Source organism: Psychrobacter communis (assembly GCF_014836505.1).
GTDB classification, from domain to species: domain Bacteria; phylum Pseudomonadota; class Gammaproteobacteria; order Pseudomonadales; family Moraxellaceae; genus Psychrobacter; species Psychrobacter faecalis.
Genome location: NZ_JACSQR010000022.1, coordinates 12825 through 29906, shown reverse-complemented (window position 1 = coordinate 29906; position 17082 = coordinate 12825). Strand labels below are relative to the sequence as shown.

General features: G+C 43.8%; 14 protein-coding genes. 5 read left to right on the top strand and 9 right to left on the bottom strand.

Annotated elements, in window-relative coordinates; genetic code table 11:
* The first annotated feature begins 91 nt into the window (after positions 1-91).
* A complete protein-coding gene (locus tag H9653_RS08560) occupies positions 92-1213 on the top strand; it encodes a PilT/PilU family type 4a pilus ATPase (protein WP_191691888.1) in 1122 nt (373 codons plus the stop codon).
* 135 nt (positions 1214-1348) lie between these two features.
* Here H9653_RS08560 and fur read toward each other — a convergent pair whose 3' ends face one another.
* A complete protein-coding gene (gene fur / locus H9653_RS08555) occupies positions 1349-1783 on the bottom strand; it encodes a ferric iron uptake transcriptional regulator (RefSeq protein WP_068406404.1) in 435 nt (144 codons plus the stop codon).
* A gap of 312 nt (positions 1784-2095) precedes the next feature.
* Between fur and H9653_RS08550 the strand changes: the two genes are divergently transcribed.
* Positions 2096-2515 (top strand): outer membrane protein assembly factor BamE, encoded by a 420-nt coding sequence (locus H9653_RS08550; RefSeq protein ID WP_144297409.1) that lies wholly within the window; start codon positions 2096-2098, stop codon positions 2513-2515.
* Positions 2516-2537: 22 nt separating this feature from the next.
* On the opposite strand, the gene H9653_RS08545 is transcribed toward H9653_RS08550, so the two are convergent.
* From H9653_RS08545 to H9653_RS08530, 4 genes are all read right to left on the bottom strand, one after another.
* Positions 2538-2924 (bottom strand): RnfH family protein, encoded by a 387-nt coding sequence (locus H9653_RS08545; protein ID WP_191691886.1) that lies wholly within the window; start codon positions 2922-2924, stop codon positions 2538-2540.
* Positions 2924-4066, bottom strand: coding sequence for a hypothetical protein (locus H9653_RS08540; protein WP_191691884.1), 1143 nt, complete (start codon positions 4064-4066; stop codon positions 2924-2926). The genes H9653_RS08545 and H9653_RS08540 overlap by 1 nt, the downstream gene beginning before the upstream one ends.
* Before the next feature lie 271 nt (positions 4067-4337).
* The gene (locus H9653_RS08535) at positions 4338-5006 is read right to left on the bottom strand and encodes a c-type cytochrome (protein WP_144297406.1); all 669 of its coding nucleotides are present in this window, start codon (positions 5004-5006) and stop codon (positions 4338-4340) included.
* 345 nt (positions 5007-5351) lie between these two features.
* The gene (locus tag H9653_RS08530) at positions 5352-5687 is read right to left on the bottom strand and encodes a c-type cytochrome (RefSeq protein WP_191691882.1); all 336 of its coding nucleotides are present in this window, start codon (positions 5685-5687) and stop codon (positions 5352-5354) included.
* A 396-nt stretch (positions 5688-6083) separates the two neighbouring features.
* Here H9653_RS08530 and yihA point away from each other — a divergent pair, with 396 nt between their 5' ends.
* Positions 6084-6824 carry a ribosome biogenesis GTP-binding protein YihA/YsxC gene (yihA, locus tag H9653_RS08525; protein ID WP_225211681.1) on the top strand — a complete coding sequence of 247 codons (741 nt, stop codon included), beginning with the start codon at positions 6084-6086 and terminating at the stop codon, positions 6822-6824.
* Between the two features lie 157 nt (positions 6825-6981).
* Here the strand turns inward: yihA and H9653_RS08520 are convergent, their stop codons facing one another.
* The 3 genes from H9653_RS08520 to H9653_RS08510 all read right to left on the bottom strand — a co-directional run bounded on the left by H9653_RS08520 (position 6982) and on the right by H9653_RS08510 (position 9474).
* Positions 6982-7692 (bottom strand): HAD-IA family hydrolase, encoded by a 711-nt coding sequence (locus H9653_RS08520; RefSeq protein ID WP_191691881.1) that lies wholly within the window; start codon positions 7690-7692, stop codon positions 6982-6984.
* 167 nt (positions 7693-7859) lie between these two features.
* Entirely contained in the window at positions 7860-8885 is a 1026-nt protein-coding gene (locus H9653_RS08515; RefSeq protein ID WP_225211680.1) for an RluA family pseudouridine synthase, read from the bottom strand.
* 397 nt (positions 8886-9282) lie between these two features.
* Positions 9283-9474, bottom strand: a complete 192-nt coding sequence (locus tag H9653_RS08510; protein ID WP_144297403.1) for a hypothetical protein — start codon at positions 9472-9474, stop codon at positions 9283-9285.
* Between the two features lie 661 nt (positions 9475-10135).
* Here H9653_RS08510 and H9653_RS08505 point away from each other — a divergent pair.
* Positions 10136-14404, top strand: coding sequence for an Rne/Rng family ribonuclease (locus H9653_RS08505; protein ID WP_191691879.1), 4269 nt, complete (start codon positions 10136-10138; stop codon positions 14402-14404).
* Positions 14405-14681: 277 nt separating this feature from the next.
* Here the strand turns inward: H9653_RS08505 and H9653_RS08500 are convergent, their stop codons facing one another.
* Positions 14682-15605, bottom strand: a complete 924-nt coding sequence (locus tag H9653_RS08500) for a DUF808 domain-containing protein (protein ID WP_191691878.1) — start codon at positions 15603-15605, stop codon at positions 14682-14684.
* A gap of 413 nt (positions 15606-16018) precedes the next feature.
* On the opposite strand from H9653_RS08500, the gene H9653_RS08495 reads away from it, so the two are divergent.
* Positions 16019-16876 carry a DsbC family protein gene (locus tag H9653_RS08495; protein ID WP_191691876.1) on the top strand — a complete coding sequence of 286 codons (858 nt, stop codon included), beginning with the start codon at positions 16019-16021 and terminating at the stop codon, positions 16874-16876.
* The last annotated feature ends 206 nt before the right edge of the window (positions 16877-17082 follow it).

Here is a 17082-nt window from a genome sequence, read left to right as displayed (position 1 = left end):
TTCAGCTTTAGTTATTTCAACGATTGTTATTGCCCGCTTTAAAAGTTTATTGCAGCAGTTTTAAACTATATATTCCAAATGTAGGTACGTTATGGACATTGATAAGCTTTTACAATTAATGATTAATAAAAACGGCTCTGACCTTTTTATTACTGCTGATGTCGCGCCGTCCATGAAAATCAATGGCAAAATTTTGCCCGTTGGTAAAACGCCGTTAACCGCTGAGCAAACCATGAGATTGGTCAAGGGGGTGATGACCCCAAGCCAGCAAAAAGAATTTGACGAAACCAACGAGTGTCAATTTGCGATTTCAGATCAGGCACAGCAAGCGCGCTTTCGGGTAAGTGCCTTTATTCAGCGCGACATGGCAGGGATGATTTTACGGAAAATCGAAAACAAAATCCCCACCGTTGAAGAGCTGCGCCTGCCGCCAGCGCTAAAAGAGCTGGCCATGAAAAAGCGCGGTATTATCTTACTCGTTGGCGCGACAGGTACGGGTAAATCAACTACCCTTGCGGCGATGATTGGACATCGTAACCAAAATTCACACGGTCATATTATTACTATCGAAGATCCGATTGAGTTTGTACATAAGCACCGCGGTTGTATCATTACCCAGCGCGAAGTTGGTATCGATACCCATTCTTTTGAGGCAGGTCTTAAAAATACCTTGCGCCAAGCGCCTGATGTGATTTTGATTGGTGAGATTCGTAACCGCGAGGTTATGAGCTACGCGATTCAATACGCTGAAACGGGGCATTTGGTCTTTGCAACTTTACACGCCAATAACGCCAACCAAGCGATTGACCGTATCATTCACTTTTTTGAAACCAGTCGCCATAATCAGTTGTTTATGGATTTGTCCTTGAACTTGCAAGCTATTATTGCTCAGCAATTGATTCCAACGCCTGATGGTAAAGGACGCCGCGCTGCTATTGAGATTTTATTAAACTCACAGCTGGTCAGCGACTATATCCGTAAAGGCGAGGTGCACGAAATCAAAGATGTCATGACGCGCTCACGTGATAGCGGCATGCAAACCTTTGACCAAGCGCTGTTTGATTTATATGAAAATGGTGAAATCACTTATAAAGAAGCCATTCTGCACGCAGACTCCCCTAACGATTTACGCTTAAAGATTAAGTTAAGTGGTAAAAATGGCAACGTCAACCTAGATGAAGGTGCCGATAGTTTATCGTTAGATATCACTTAAACTGGCTCAACTTGGTTAAATTTTCCCATAAAAAAGCCCTCATCACATATGAGGGCTTTTTTTGGCGTTTCAGTTAATATTTAGACAGTAATAGACTATAAATTATCAATATCAGATAATCGTTTTCTCAAACGCTTACTTAGCGTTGTCTCTACAAGCTTGATTATCACAAATACCGTATAGCACCAAAGAATGACCAGATAGCTTAAAGCCATGCTCTGCCGCTACTTTGGTCTGCTCTTCTTCAATGGTTTTGTTATGGAACTCGACGATTTTGCCGCAGACATCACAAACCAGATGGTCATGATGCTCTTCTTGAGTAATCTCAAACACTGATAAATTGTTTTCAAAGTTATGGCGCTCAACGATACCGGCTTGCTCAAACTGGGTTAATACGCGGTAAACGGTTGCCAGCCCCACATCTTCGCCTTGATCAATCAGCGCCTTATACACTTCTTCAGCACTCATATGATGCAGCTCTGCACTTTCAAGCAGCTCTAAAATTTTGATACGTGGTAACGTTACCTTTAAACCCGCTTTACGTAAATCTTGATTGGTAAAAGAAGCCATAATATCCCTTCTGACTATGAAAGTCTTAGCAAATGAATTCAAAAAACAGGAGTTAAATAAACATCAATAGTTAACAATAAGTGCTGATAAAATATAAAAACCATAAAAAATGAGCGATTATGCAGAGCATTTTTTGCGAAAAAACGCTGCCAAGTGTTTGAATTTAAAATATAAATAATAAAGGCGGTAAGATAGCGCTTGGTAAATAATGTCGTAAGTGGTAGGCAATTGCAAGTAAATGACGTATCATTTGTGCAAGATTGCCTGCAAGACCCCCATTATCGGTTTTTAGCAGCGCCTAACCCATTTTTTATGAGTCATCTTACCATGATAAAGACCTTTAATTTTCGTTCGTTAAGCTCTACAAACGCCTTACGCAAGATTACCATGACGACTATGCTCAGTGCCACTGTAGCTATGTCTGGCTGCTCATTACTGAGTGTCTATAAAATTGACTTGCCCCAAGGCACTGCCATTACCCAAGCGCAAGCGCAAAAAGTGCAAGTAGGTATGAATCAAAATCAGGTGCTTTATATTCTTGGTAGCCCAGCAATCAGAGACACGCTCGCGCCAAAACGCTGGGACTACATTTACGACTATAAAGCCGGAACAGAAGGTCGCCGTAAAGGTATCGCCGATGTCAAAAATGCCAGCCAGCATTTGATTGTTTATTTCGACGATAACGGTATAGTGACCCGCATTGAAGGTATCGATAGCCTGCCTGCATCATAAGTCTGATAGAAATTTCTAAAAACTAACCGCGAGATTTATTTTTGCGCTGAGACATGGGATCAGCGCTTAAGCTGCGATATACCTCTACCCGATCAGACGGCTGCAATATATAATTGAGCGGCTGCTTTTGCGCATATACTCCCACATGCCAACGCTTAGCCGTTGGCGTTGTTGTATTGGCAACCTGTTCACACCAGCTTGCTAGCTCTTCAAACTGTTTTAGCCAACCTGCCTGAGCCAAGGCCTCATACAAAGTTGTGCCCTGACTGACTTGAACAGTTTGGTAATGCTGGCGCGCCGCCTCTTCTGCATACGCCAGATATACTGTTATCAAATCATTCTGCTCAGCCTGAGCTGGGTTAACGTTAACCTCATCTTTATCAGCTGTACTATGGTTGGCAGCGGTCATCAGCTTAACCACTGCATCACCCAACCGATTAACGCTAACAGTAACGCCAGCGGCACAATAAGGCGTATCGCTACCCGCCATAAGTTATAAAAAGCTTCATTGCCAAAGTTTAAAGACTTACGCAAATGGCTGATTTTCATCTGCCAACCAGCAAAAACAGACAATAACAGCACGGCGATACTACTGATAATCACCAAAATACCGACTAGCCAATTGGTCGGTATGGCGACGACTAACAGCAGAGCTAGCACAAACGTTAACACCACACTGACTAGCAAACCAAATTTATGCGCCAATTGCTGCGTACTATAATGGAGCAAATAGCTGACCACAAACAGCACACCGACCCAATACAATAGCTGTCCGATTGGTGGCAGTGCCATGCCGCTGATAAATAAAGCGACCACACCAACCACTAGCTGTAATATCCAAATCGGTAATACCAGCTTGGTTGCGCGATATACTTGCGCAGCACTATTACGAATGGTTTTTTGCGCATTGTGATTATCAACCCCTACCGCCGTGACCGTTTGCTTGCTCACTAAGTTTTGGCCAAACCAGTATAAACCTGTACCCGCACCGACGCTCACTAATGCCAACGCCACGGCGTGCGCCCACTCACTTAAGCTGACATCAGTCATGGCAAAAGCGATATTGGGCAGACCGTTGGCCACACCCAATAATAAACCGACTAGCATTAAGCCCAAGCCAATTGGTAACGGCGCCACGCCGAGTAAGCTTAATAAGACGGCGATGACCATCAATCCTGCAGCAATAGCGAAGCTTGGTACATTAGGTACGCTATTGAGTTCCGTGAAAGCGGCTAAAATACCTTGGCTTGCTCCCGATATGACAAGCGCAGCAATGAGGATAGAAACCAATGCCGCAAGCCAGCCAAAACTGCGCCAAAAGGTGCTGGCATCGGCTTCGCGTGTAAGCTTTTGCATACCTGCCAAAGGTGCTTCAGCACTACGATAAGCCAAAGCAATTTCCGCATACACAACGGGCAGAGAGACCAGTAGCATCGCCAACAGCCACAGCAACCAAAAGTCAATCTCGCCTATAGATGCAGGTGCAAACCAGCGAAATAACAATAGCGGTAGCAGCGCGGCGATAAAGTAAGAAGCGTAGCGAATCATCATAATCTAAATCCAAGCGATTCAAAGTGAATAATAGTTAAGGCTATAAAGTACTGATAGACATCTATATTTTCTATGATAGCGTCATATGAAAGCCGCTTAATTGTTATAAGGGTTATCAAAGCTTATGCAAATTATATAAGGACAAATAGTTATAAAAAAACCCCGAAATCGGGGTTTAAGAGCTAAATCATAACGGCGGCAGCAAATTGTTTCACTTATTATATAATCTCACTAAGCGCGTCAAAGTGCGAGCCGCTATATAGTTAGCCAATTAGTGAATCGCGCTCACATAATCTGACAAGATACGAATATCGCGATCAGACAGTTTTGCCGCAACCATCTGCATCATACCCATCTCGCCTTCTTTTTCCGCATCGTTAACACGTTTTTGTTCATCGCTATCGATATCATCAACACGTCCGGCAGCACGGAAAAGCTTTAGCTGAGTGGCAATATATTCAGCGTGCTGTCCGCCTAAACGCGGAAATGCAGCCCAAACGTTACCCGCCGCATCTGGACCATGACAGCCTGCACAACCGATAACGCCACGGGATTTGTCACCACCTAAAAATAGCTTAGTCGCTTCTTGCGTCGTCGCAGGATTACCAAATGCGACGCCCCAAGGTTTTTGGCTGGCATAATAACCTGCAACGTTGGCTAAATCTTGCTGAGACAAATTGGCAACTTGCGACTGCATGATACCGTTTTTACGGTAGCCTGATTTATAATCGACCAACTGCTTATATAAGTACTTTACGTTTTGACCGCCAAGATTTGGCTGTGCTGGCACAGGACTGACACCATCAACACCATGACAAGCCGCACAAACGGTTTCGGCAATTTGCTTACCTGCATTGACGTCATGTTCAGGAACAATAATAGCAGCTTGTACGCTGAAACTTGCAACACATAAGCTGGCGGCAGCGATTAACTTTTTCATTGATACAAATCCTACTAACTCGACGTAAGCATTATTTAGAGTGATTGCATTATCAAAAGCCGCACCCACTACAAAGATAGCATCTGATCAGCTACGCTATGTATTACGCGGTCTTTATCACAAGCAGCCCGAAAGTACTTACTAATATCAGGGTTTATTTTGGATTATTATAGCAAGACTTTTTACTATTTGCCTACTTAATCGTAGCATTGGTTATTTTTTCTGGCGGTTCGACATTTATTCACTTAATAAAAAAAACAAAAAGCGCGATAGGTTTGTTAACCTTGCGCCCCATATCGTTTATCTTTGCCTTTATTTAACCGTTTAAGGCCACTTTCTGCTTAGCTACTTGCTCATATACTCGATAAGCTTGCGATAATCCTCATCACTACATTTTTGGCATAAGCCACCCGCTGGCATTTGAATCATGCCATTTTTGACAGACTTAACCAACGCTGGCATACCTTTTTGTTTGATAAGCTGTTGCCATTTGGCACTATCGCCTTTTTTAATCGCATTGAGTGCGCCACTATCGTGACAGGCGGCACATGAGTTATTATAGGATGTTGCAATATCGGCGGCGCCTGCACTACTGATCGTCGCCGTACCAATGATTAAAGCAGCACTACTGGCAGCTAAGAAACGATAGCTTTTAGCAAAAATGTCGGTGATTGAAAACATAAGACACCTCGTATCTTTTTCGTTTGCTTAATCCATGATTTTATTAAGCGTTCATTGTGCAATTGTCATTCACTTTATCTGACTAAATATTGTAACAATATATGTCATATTAATATATATAAATATGGTTTAGCTTTGTTAACAACGTTTATTTAAATAAAAATCGGGGCTCAAACACGATTTTATTTACGGTTATGTTGTCATTAATATGAGGGTAATTGCCTTTATTTCAATAACTAAGCGCTATAATAGTATAGAATAGGCGTTATCCTAAAATGCTCATGTTATTAACGGCCTACTTTTGCCGCTCACCTATTTTTGGCTTTGCTTACTGCCCTATTTTATTCACAAACTTTTCACTACTGTATCTAATTTTTTAAGATTAATGAGTCATTTATGAGTACCCCGTTTAAAGATGTCGCCGCCGAACATGCGGATTTTAATACCAAAGCCCGTCAGCGCATTCAGCAAACTGAATTTATGACGTCCGCGCCGACTTTTCGTCTTTGTCCGCCCGATGTAGGGCTCGAAGTCGCTTTTGCTGGTCGCTCGAACGCGGGAAAGTCGTCCGCTATCAACGCCCTAACCAATCAACGTCAACTGGCGCGCTCGTCTAAAACGCCTGGGCGGACGCAAATGATTAACTTCTTTAGTATCGGCGATACCTATACGCGTTTGGTTGACTTGCCGGGCTATGGTTATGCGGCCGTGCCCCTTGAGATGAAAAAAGAATGGCAAGTTGAGCTTGAAGAATATCTGGTATCGCGTTCAAGCCTAGCAGGTTTGGTACTGATGACCGATATCCGTCATCCGCTTAAATTCTTTGATGAGCAAATGCTGCATTGGGCAAAAGATGGCGAGCTGCCGGTGCATATTTTGCTCACCAAAGCCGATAAGCTTAAATATGGCGCGTCTAAAACTGCGCTGCTTAATACCCGTAAAAGACTTAAGCAGTTGGGTTTAGACTGCACGATACAGTTGTTTTCCGCATTAAGAAAAGAAGGTCTTGATGAGCTGGCAGGCGTCATGGGTAATTGGTATCAATATCAGGCCAAGGAGGATAAAAATGCTGAAGCGTCTGTTATTGAAAACCAAGAAAATAGAATAGAAACTAACGACCAAAGCGCTGATAAGTAAAAAAGTGCTAAATAGACTACTCAGTTTATTCAGTAGAAATTTCAAAAGGGTTTATCATTTATAACGATAAACCCTTTTTTTATGGGTATTTTTTTGAAAAATCTATTTGTTAAGATTAAATGACGTTTTATTTAAACACATAATTTATGCGCACGACTTATGCACATAACAATGCCACTAATTCTTGCGGCGTGTCCACTTGATAAGTTGGCTGCTCGGCAGCAAGCTCGCTGCTTGACGCTGTGCCATAATTGACCGCAATACTGGTCATGCCCAAACGATTGGCCATTTGTATATCGTAGATACTGTCACCGATAAATACTGCCTGCGAGATTGACTGCTTGGTGTAGTCTAAGATATCGCTCAGCATTTGCGGATCAGGTTTGGAGCCGGATTCATCAGCACAGCGCGTGATGGTAAAATAGTGACGGCTAGCAGAAGCCTCTAATACTCGATCTAACCCCTTCCTTTTTTTGCCGGTAGCGACCGCAAGCTGTTTATCTTGCTGCTTTAACGTCAGGAGCATTTCGTCTATCGGCATAAAAAACGGCGTACGATGGCTGTTCGGAATATAATAATCCGCATAGCTTTGCTGAATGGCAAGCTTTTGCGTATCGCTTGCTTGCGGATATAAAATCTCAATGCCGTGCATTAAGCTTAGCCCAATAATGTCTTTGACGGCCTGATCGGTAGTCGTAAAGCCATGCGCCTCGCCTGCTACATGCATCGACTCAACGATTAGGCCAATCGAATCCATCAAGGTGCCATCCCAATCAAAAATGATCAGCGTTTTACCCGCTAAATGATGCTCGGCTGCTAATTCAGAAATATTGGTTGGCGCTGGTTTACTAGCGATAGATGCTGTCATGGGCTAACCCTTTAAAAATAACAAATGGCAAATATGAAAACGTCACAGGTACTTATTTGGCGAATGTATGCGCAAATAAGCAACTGTGACGATTGTGTTGAATAGTCATTTCAAAACTGCATTGACTATTAGTCTTTAAACAGTCTTTAAAAAGAAGTTTTTAAAAATTATTCAGGCAGCTGAATATCTGCTGGTAACCAATCTTGCATCTCATCTGGTAATGGCGCAGTAATAGTTTCATAGCCAGGAATATCCAAGCGCCACGCATGTAAACACAAACGATGCACGCCCGATTTGTCATGCACATTGTATTTATCATCACCTAAAATAGCATGACCGATATGCGCCAAATGTACGCGAATTTGATGGGTGCGACCGGTCAAAGGTTTTGCTTCAAGCAGGCTCACTGGCTGATCGTTCAGCGTAAAGCGGCCATGCACAATGATATCGGTCTGGCTTTCTTTGGCTTGTGGGTCTTGCGCGTCTACTTTTACGCGGCGCTCACCGCTAGTCAGCGTATAGCGCAGTAATGGCGCGTCGATACGCTGCTCATTGAGTGCAGGTTGACCTTTCGCTAGGCAAAGATAATGCTTTTGAATGGTTCTATCGACAAGATGCTGCTGGAGCACTTTTAACGCCGAGCGCTTTTTAGAAATCATCAGCAGACCTGAAGTGTCTTTATCGATACGATGAATCAGCTCGAGATATTTTTTACCTGTCACTTCGCGCATGGCTTCAATAACGCCAAAATCTAAACCACTACCGCCATGCACAGCAATACCAGCAGGCTTATTAAGTACGATTAGACCCTCATCTTCGTAGACCACTCGCGCCAATAAGCTATTGGCAAATTCAGCGCTGATAATCGGTTTATCACGGGTCGCCAGCTGTACAGGCGCTATACGTACCACGTCTTCACGTTGCAATCTGTCATGCGCTTTACAGCGTTTATTATTAACGCGCACTTCGTCTGAGCGAATCATCTTGTAGATGTGGGATTTTGGCAAACCCTTTAGGCGATTGAGCAAAAAGTTGTCTAAGCGCTGGTCGTGCTGATGGCGCGTGACTTCAAGGTAATTGACCTTTTCAAAGTTACTGATTTCGTCGTCGGCACTTTGCGGGCGCGTTTTACTATTAAAGATAGCGGGCGCTTCGTGGATAGGCTGTTCGGTTGGCATTTTTGAGTTTGTCATTTTTAGTTAGGTATTTACACAAAGATTTGCTATAGTTTAGCATGTTGAGCGCCAATTAAGCAGAGGCTGCGACAATAATTCCTTGTTGTTACAGACAATATTACGCCTTTGCTACTACTGGTTAGTCAGGCAATAGCCGTTATAAAGGTTGCCAAACTTGTGCGTTTCATCTGATTTTAAGGGTGTTATATCCCTTGATATACCCTATAATGCCCCATAAATTGTAAGAACAACGCTGATAATCATCTATATATAGAATGTATCAGTACCCAAAATTTTTAGTACAACGTTTTTTAGTAATATAGTTTTTTATCAAGACAAAACACGCTGATATTAAACGACATCGCTTTGATAAATTGGCTAACAACCATTTTATCGCGCGATAACAACATAACATTTACTCACTACCGCCTAACCACGACTTATTTTGATAATTATTTATCACGCATAACTGATTATCAGTCAGTCCTTTAGCGCACAGTTGAGCAAGTATGGGTCGCTTAGAGCCAGAATCGAGCATCATTTGTTGATTATCGATAGCTGCCTGAGTATTGGTGGTCAAACAGAGCACGCGAAGTAGGATAGACAAGAGACACCGTGCCGATAAGCCGGTCATTTATTCTGTTTGCCAAGTACGCCCCGCTGATGATTAGAGCAGCACCACCTAGCTTTGAGTTACCCCAGATATTTTTGACGTGATAGCCAAAAGAACGATAAATAAAGAATGACCAATTGCTTTACCTAAAAGGATAACCGCTGCACGGCACTGTTTTATGCACTAGCACTTACCGATAAAACAGTTCTTTATTAACAGCGCTATGATTGCTAGACCTTGATTGATTAATTGTGACAACACGATGCTTTTTTGGTAATTGTGACCTCTTAAATCTCAGTCCTTATCCATCGCCGCCCTTACAAGGTGTGCGAATTAAACTTGGATAAATGGCTGTCAAAAAGACCACAAACCCGCGCGTGCCTTAATCGTTAGACCAAGCCTACTCATAATATGATATAGATAGTAGCTTTACACCCTACCTTGTCTATACGAACGTTACCGACATTAGCAGGATAAATGGCTAATACATTTTAGGTTAACAGCAGTTACGAAAAGCTCATGTGCTTGCCGTCATTTCTGCTTTACGTTCTACCGCTCATTAACATCTACTCAGGTTGATTTACCCTTAACCTCACTTGCTCACTTGCCCGAAAGCCTGCCTCGTCGTTGTTATGCGTACTCATAGGATTCAAACATGAAACGCATTTTAATCAACGCTACTCAAAACGAAGAAATTCGCGTTGCCCTTTGTAAAGGTAATCATCTTTACGATTTCGATTTAGAAAACCGTACCCGCGAGCAAAAAAAATCCAACATTTATAAAGGTCACGTTACCCGTGTCGAGCCATCGCTTGAAGCGGTATTTGTCGAATATGGCTCACAGCGCCAAGGCTTTTTGCCAATTCGTGAAATTTCTGCTGAATATCTAAGCGGCAATCCACGCGATGAAAACATCAAAAAATTGATCAAAGAAGGTGATGAGCTTATCGTCCAAGTCGAAAAAGAAGAGCGCGGTAATAAAGGCGCAGCCCTTTCGACTTATGTCTCTTTAGCAGGGCGTTATCTAGTATTGATGCCAAACAATCCTCGTGGCGGCGGTATTTCGCGTCAAATCTCGGGTAAATTGCGCGAAGATATGAAGCGTATGCTCGGCAATCTTGATTTGCCAAAAGGCATGAGCGTCATCATTCGTACTGCGGGTATTGGTAAAACCCAAGAAGACTTGCAACACGATTTAAATCACTTGCTTAATATCTGGCAAGCCATCCAAGAACAAAATCAAAAATATCCGTCACCGCGTTTGGTGCACCAAGAAGCAGGCGTCGTCACCCGTGCCGTGCGTGATTATCTACGCGATGATATTAGCGAGATTTGGATTGATAACGAAAACGCTTATATCGAAGCGGCCGGTTTTATCGATGCCGTGATGCCAAAACAAGCAGAAAAATTGCGTAAATATACCGATTATGAGCCGATGTTTTCGCGCTTTAATATCGAAAAGCAGATTGAAACAGCTTATCAGCGTGAAGTTCGCTTGCCATCAGGTGGCTCAATCGTTATTGACCAAACTGAAGCCTTAGTATCTATCGATATCAACTCAGCAAAATCAACCAAAGGCTCAGATGTTGCTGAAACTGCCTATCATACCAACCTAGAAGCTGCCGATGAGATTGCACGCCAGTTACGTCTGCGTGATATGGGCGGTTTGATTGTCATTGATTTCATCGATATGAATGACAATAAGCATCAAAAAGAAGTGGAAAAACGTCTGGTTGACGCGACCAAATACGACCGCGCGCGTGTACAGTTTGGTGATATTTCTAAATTTGGTTTGATGGAAATGAGCCGTCAGCGCCTGCGCCCATCGCTAGAAGAGTCGACCGGCTATATTTGCCCGCGTTGCCATGGCAATGGCATGATTCGTGATTTGCGCTCGCTATCATTGTCGATTATGCGTCAGATTGAACAAATCGCCTTAAAAGAACGTCAAGGCGAAGTACAGGCCGAAGTGCCAACCGATATCGCGGCTTTCTTATTAAACGAAAAGCGCGATAGCTTGGTTTATTTGGAGCAAGACAGCGGTACGCGTATCACGATTTTACCGCACGCGCATTTAGAATCGCCAAACTTTAAGCTACATTTTAATCGTGATGGCTTTGCGCCATCGAGCTATGAGCGTATCACCGATACCCAGCAGCAAGAGCATAGCGATTTAGGTTATAACGTCGACTGGCAGACCGCTGATTCAGTGCGCCCTGAGCAGCAGCCAACACGCCAGCCTCGTCAAGTAGCTGATAATGGTAGCAATAAAAACAGTCAAGCGACTCCTCGAGCCAGTAGTCAGCAGCAAAACACGACCAGTCATAGTAATGACCATCGTAGCAATGCCAATACTAACGCTAGCAATGCAACAACACGTGCGCCCCAACCCCAAACTCAGTCACAAAACGCCCCAACTGTTGCGACTACCGCGGCGCCAGTAGCTTCACAAAACAATAACGCGACTGCTGCCCAACCGCAAGCAGTCGCTTGGTTATCCAACCTATTTGCCCAAGCGCCGCAAGCATCGACGACGCCTAAGGTCAGTAGTCGTGATGCTGCCGAAGCCATTGAAGCACTGGTAAACACGGGCGCTCAAAGCCTTGGCTCATTTGGACAAATCGATAACAGCGCCCTAGACGCCAACACTCAAGCCGCAGCAGCGCCGCAAACGGCAAGCAATCAGCAGAACACTGAGCAACAGCCGAACACTAATCGTCAGCAAGCCGCTAATAGTAATACTGATGATAACAACGACGCTGAAGACAGAAGAAGACGTAAATCGCGTAAATCAAGACCTTCTAAAACGCGTCAAAGAAAAGAGCCGTCAGATGAGTCCAATGGTAATGCTGCTAGCAACAACGTAGACGACAGCCGCTCAACCGGCACTGACGACAAGCAGGCTGATAGTCAAGATAAACGTCAGCATGATAATCGACGCACCAACGACCGTAATCGTAACAACCGCCAAGACAGCGGTCGTAATGGACATGACAATAGCAATACCGAGCACAATGACGCTGCTAGGAAAGACGCTAATACAATAGATGAGCAAACGCGTGCCAAGCGTAAATCAAACAGTCAGCGCTCCTCACGCGGCAAAATTGAGCGCGGTGAGACGTTAAGTGCGAATAACGAGCATAGCAATAAAGAAACTAGTAACGGTAATGGCAAAAGCCAATCAAGCGCGCGCCGCAACCAAGACCCTAATGAAGTGGTATTACAGGTCAATGAAGCGTCTACAGAGCTCAAGTCGCCAGAAGTTGTGCACTTGTCTTTAGATGATAGTAAATCTGTAGCAGCCACTCGCCAAGCGCCTGAAAAGCAAAGCGCTGAGAAAGCTATCAATGAAGCTGATAAGCAGAAAGCAAGTCAGGAAGACAGCACTGCGAAAAATGCAGATAAGCAGGAAGCCGTTGAGCAAATTACTGATAGTCAAGCTGCTAAAAACCGCCGTGACTCGGTTGATAGTAGTCAAAAAACCAGTACGCAAACTGTGACTGCCGACGCTGCTAAAAGTGACAATCCTGCAAGTGGCGATGCAGTGATACCTGCAGCAAAAACGGATGAAACCAAGCTAAGCTCTACTGATGATAAAGTGCAAAAGTCTGACGCTAACTCTGTAGACGAGCGTAATGTCGAGGCTACACAACCAGCAGCAGAAAAATCATCAATGTCTAAAAGTCGTGATGCTGTCGAAACTAGCGGCAAAGATGACTATGTAGCACCTACTGAGAAAGCGCAGAAAACTGGTTCTAATGTTGATTTTAATACGGATGATACTGACAGTAGCAATCAAGCAGCGTTTGAACTTGACCATCAAGCTTTATTTGCCAAGCGTTATGTAACGGCTGAAAAGTTCGGTCAAGCCAGCAATGATCCACGCGTGGTTCGTCGTCAGCATGCTCAAGCCTCGACAACCACAGCATCGGATAACCAATCACCTGTGGTAAATGAGCAACGCGCTGTGAACGCTCCAGCTATCCGCGGCACGGTTGGCGAGTTTATCCGCGCAACCTTGCCAGAGGCGCCAGCGCGTTTAGCCGCTGAAGGCGTGATTAATTGCTTTAATGCGGCTATCGCTTTGCACCTAGAGCAAGCTAACGCTGTTAACGAAAAAGTAGATAGTAACAACGAGTCTAAAGTCGAGACTGGCGAAGCTGCCAAGCAAGATTTTGACTTTAGTAACTATGGCTACGAGCCTTTAGCAGCGGATTATCTCGCAAGCTTTGAGGCGATGACGCAAGCTGTCAGTCAGTTTGCTGCGGCGCAAGGTAAAACAGCCGTTGAGCCTCGCCCTATTAGCAAGCGGGCGAGCAACGACCCACGCGGTCAGCATCCTGACTATCAGGAGCCAGCTGCAACCACAGTCGCCGAAGCGCCTAAAAATGGCTCTCTAGCAGCCGACAGCGACGTTGACGTTGACGCTCAGAATGTAGACGCCACTGCACTGGCCAATCAAAGTCAGACAGACGATGTCAGCGCCGATAGTGAAGAGTTGCTAAAAGTAGAGCAAGCGCTCGAAGCAGAAGACTCGGGGCAATCTGATGTTGATGCCGTAGAAGCGCAAAACCTTGAAGCAGCAGATACTAAAGTTACCGATGCTGAAGTTAAAGATACTGATTCTGAAATCAGCGTTTCTGATGTCGAGCAAAGCGAAACCGAGCAAGCATCTGAGCCAACTGAACAGCTATCTGAACAAGCGACAAAAGAGGAAATTCAGGCGGCGAAGTCAAAAACGACCATCGCCAGTTATAAAAACATGATCGAAAATGTGGCTGAGCAATTACTACCACAAAAAGGCATGTTTAATTTAACCACGCCAAAAGTGCCAAAAGCGCGGACGCGTAAGCCGAAAGCGGAGCATAAAAAGCCAACGCAAGCGGAAAAATCAGAAAATGACGATTCTGATAGCGAAAGCTAATAGCTATCATTAATACTCTTTTATAAAATATCAAAGCCCCAAAGTTGTTAGCAACTTTGGGGCTTTTTAATCAATATATCTTTATAGCGATCTTTTATAGTCAAAACATCCTAAAAACGCGACAGTATTGCTGATATCAATTTTTTGTAGCCTCTGTCTGCGTAGGCACAGCAAGCGAGAAAAATTGATATCAGCAGTGCGTGATGTATCAATATTACTTTTCACTCACTATATATCAATGCCAAGCTTTGATAAACAGAACTTTTGAGAAACAGGATTAATGGGCAGTAGGCTCATCTTTATGGCGTATCTTATTGATAACCGTAAATAGCGCTACGATAGCAGCGCCAATAATAAAACCGATAACGCCATTTAATAAGGCAGTGGTAAAGCTCTCAAATACGCCAGTCAAATGCGCAATATCTTCAACTTCATGGTGTAAAAAGTTGATGCCGTGTACCAAAATACCGCCACCAACTAAAAACATTGCTAGAGTACCAGCGATTGATAAAAACTTCATCAGTTTGGGTGCTGCCGCAAATAAGACTTTCCCGACTTTTTGGGTAAAATCGCCGTCTTTTTGCATCATATGCAAGCCTAAGTCGTCGATTTTAACGATGCCCGCAACCAAACCATAAATACCAACAGTAATACCGATGGCTAAAATAGACAGCACCAAACTGCGCTGTAACAACGTAGCGGTTGCCGTCGCACCTAGCGCAATCACAATAATTTCTGCTGATAAAATAAAATCGGTACGCACCGCCCCTTTGATTTTTTCTTTTTCAAAGGCGACCAAATCAACGTTTTTATCTGCGTTGGCTTGCCGACGGGCATTTTGCTCTTCATCATCTGGCAGGGCATGCGGCCAAAAGCGATGTATCACTTTTTCAGCGCCTTCATAAACCAAAAACAAGCCACCACACATCAGCAAAAAGGTGATTAAAGGCGGATAAATGGCGCTAATAAGGATAGCTGCTGGCACCAAAATAAGCTTATTAATAAACGAGCCTTTGGCGACCGCCCAAACGACTGGCAGTTCACGATTTGCTGTGACGCCGGTGACCTGCTCGGCATTCAACGCCAAATCATCACCCAATACCCCAGCGGTTTTTTTGGCGGCAACCTTCGTCATGACCGAGACATCATCGAGTATCACACTGATATCATCAAGTAGGGTTAATAAACTGGCACCAGCCATAGAGTCTCCTTAGAAAGTTAACAAGAAAAATAGAGATAGAAAAATTATTTTAATGAATAATCTATTGTTGTTGACAGTAGCCTACCTAGACTTAAACCGAGATAAAATAGTGCAAGTGTATTTTATATCGGCTTTTTAATGGCTATCTGTAAATGATAAATTTGCCGATAATATTTACCGTTAATAAAGTTGGCAATGTCAACAAATAGCCTTTGGTGGTTATTTCTAAAAATATGTTAATATAACCAGTATTGCTACTTATCTTTTATTATCAATAAATTGCACCTCGTCCTTGAAATATATCGCGCTGACAACAAAATCTAGCGTATACGGGATAAGCGTTCATACACCATCTATGTCCCTGTTTTTATATCTATATCTTGCTTAGGCATCACCGCCTAAAGGAAATATCTATGTTTTTACCTTCTTTCTCTAAAGCCACCCCTGCTCGCGCTATGTTTTCACGCAAGCCTTTATCACGGATGGTGATGGGCGCATTGCTGGTCGTGGTTGCAGCAGGCTGCTCGAATAATGCGGCAGATGCGACCAGCAATACAGGTATCGTCAATAGCGCTAATGCCAAAGTCAGCACCGCACAAGTCGCCGATAATGATGCAGCAGTGGTCAAAGCCTTACAAGCAAATCTAAAAGCCTCAGGGATTGAAGAAAAGATTATCTCAGCCGTACCAACAGATATGGACGATATTTACTGGGTAACGGCATCGGGCTTACCATCGTTTTTTACCGATAAATCTGGCAAACATATTATCCAAGGACAAATCATCGCCGTTGGGCAAGAAGCGCCAGTTGATATCAGTGGCGCTTTGGTTGCCAAAGCCGCGCAAGACGCTCTAAAAACGGTCGATAAAAAAGACATGGTTATTTATCCAGCAAAAGGCGCCACTAAATCAGTTGTTTATGCCTTTACTGATGCCGACTGCCCTTACTGCACCAAGCTTCATGAAGAAATGAGCGATATCAATGCACGCGGTATTGAAGTGCGTTATTTGGCATGGCCACGCAGCGAAGGCAGTATCCCAAAAATGGAAGCGATTTGGTGTAGCGAAGATCGCAAGGCGGCGATGGACCAGGCAAAAATGGGCGCCAATGTTCAAGCGCCTAGCTGTAATAACCCAGTAAAAGAGCAAATCGAGCTTGGAATGTCGTTAGGGGTACGCGGCACGCCAGCTATCTTTACCGAGTCTGGCCAACAAATCGGCGGCTATCTACCTGCGGCGCAATTGGCGCAAACAGCGATCGATGCCAGCTAATCATCTATCCTTATATTGCTGACCTTAGCGACAGTGAGATTGGGTAGACGCCACAAGCGCTTATCGGTATGATACGATGAAGCGCTAGGTAAAATTAGCGGTGTATTTTTATACTTTTCTTCTTTATATCAGCCTCATTTATAAGCACTTTTATATAAGTCTTTTTATGTAAGCGCTGTCATAGAAGCATTTTTATCCAACTCTAT

What these genes read in the sequence shown, in the direction of transcription:
- fur (WP_068406404.1), bottom strand. Translation starts at nt 1,783, where the DNA reads ATGGCTTCTTTTACCAATCAAGATTTACGTAAAGCGGGTTTAAAGGTA.
- H9653_RS08505 (WP_191691879.1), top strand. Translation starts at nt 10,136, where the DNA reads ATGAAACGCATTTTAATCAACGCTACTCAAAACGAAGAAATTCGCGTT.
- H9653_RS08530 (WP_191691882.1), bottom strand. Translation starts at nt 5,687, where the DNA reads ATGTTTTCAATCACCGACATTTTTGCTAAAAGCTATCGTTTCTTAGCT.
- H9653_RS08495 (WP_191691876.1), top strand. Translation starts at nt 16,019, where the DNA reads ATGTTTTTACCTTCTTTCTCTAAAGCCACCCCTGCTCGCGCTATGTTT.
- H9653_RS08560 (WP_191691888.1), top strand. Translation starts at nt 92, where the DNA reads ATGGACATTGATAAGCTTTTACAATTAATGATTAATAAAAACGGCTCT.
- H9653_RS08500 (WP_191691878.1), bottom strand. Translation starts at nt 15,605, where the DNA reads ATGGCTGGTGCCAGTTTATTAACCCTACTTGATGATATCAGTGTGATA.
- H9653_RS08535 (WP_144297406.1), bottom strand. Translation starts at nt 5,006, where the DNA reads ATGAAAAAGTTAATCGCTGCCGCCAGCTTATGTGTTGCAAGTTTCAGC.
- H9653_RS08515 (WP_225211680.1), bottom strand. Translation starts at nt 8,885, where the DNA reads ATGACAAACTCAAAAATGCCAACCGAACAGCCTATCCACGAAGCGCCC.
- H9653_RS08545 (WP_191691886.1), bottom strand. Translation starts at nt 2,924, where the DNA reads ATGACCGCTGCCAACCATAGTACAGCTGATAAAGATGAGGTTAACGTT.
- H9653_RS08540 (WP_191691884.1), bottom strand. Translation starts at nt 4,066, where the DNA reads ATGATGATTCGCTACGCTTCTTACTTTATCGCCGCGCTGCTACCGCTA.
- H9653_RS08550 (WP_144297409.1), top strand. Translation starts at nt 2,096, where the DNA reads ATGAGTCATCTTACCATGATAAAGACCTTTAATTTTCGTTCGTTAAGC.
- yihA (WP_225211681.1), top strand. Translation starts at nt 6,084, where the DNA reads ATGAGTACCCCGTTTAAAGATGTCGCCGCCGAACATGCGGATTTTAAT.
- H9653_RS08520 (WP_191691881.1), bottom strand. Translation starts at nt 7,692, where the DNA reads ATGACAGCATCTATCGCTAGTAAACCAGCGCCAACCAATATTTCTGAA.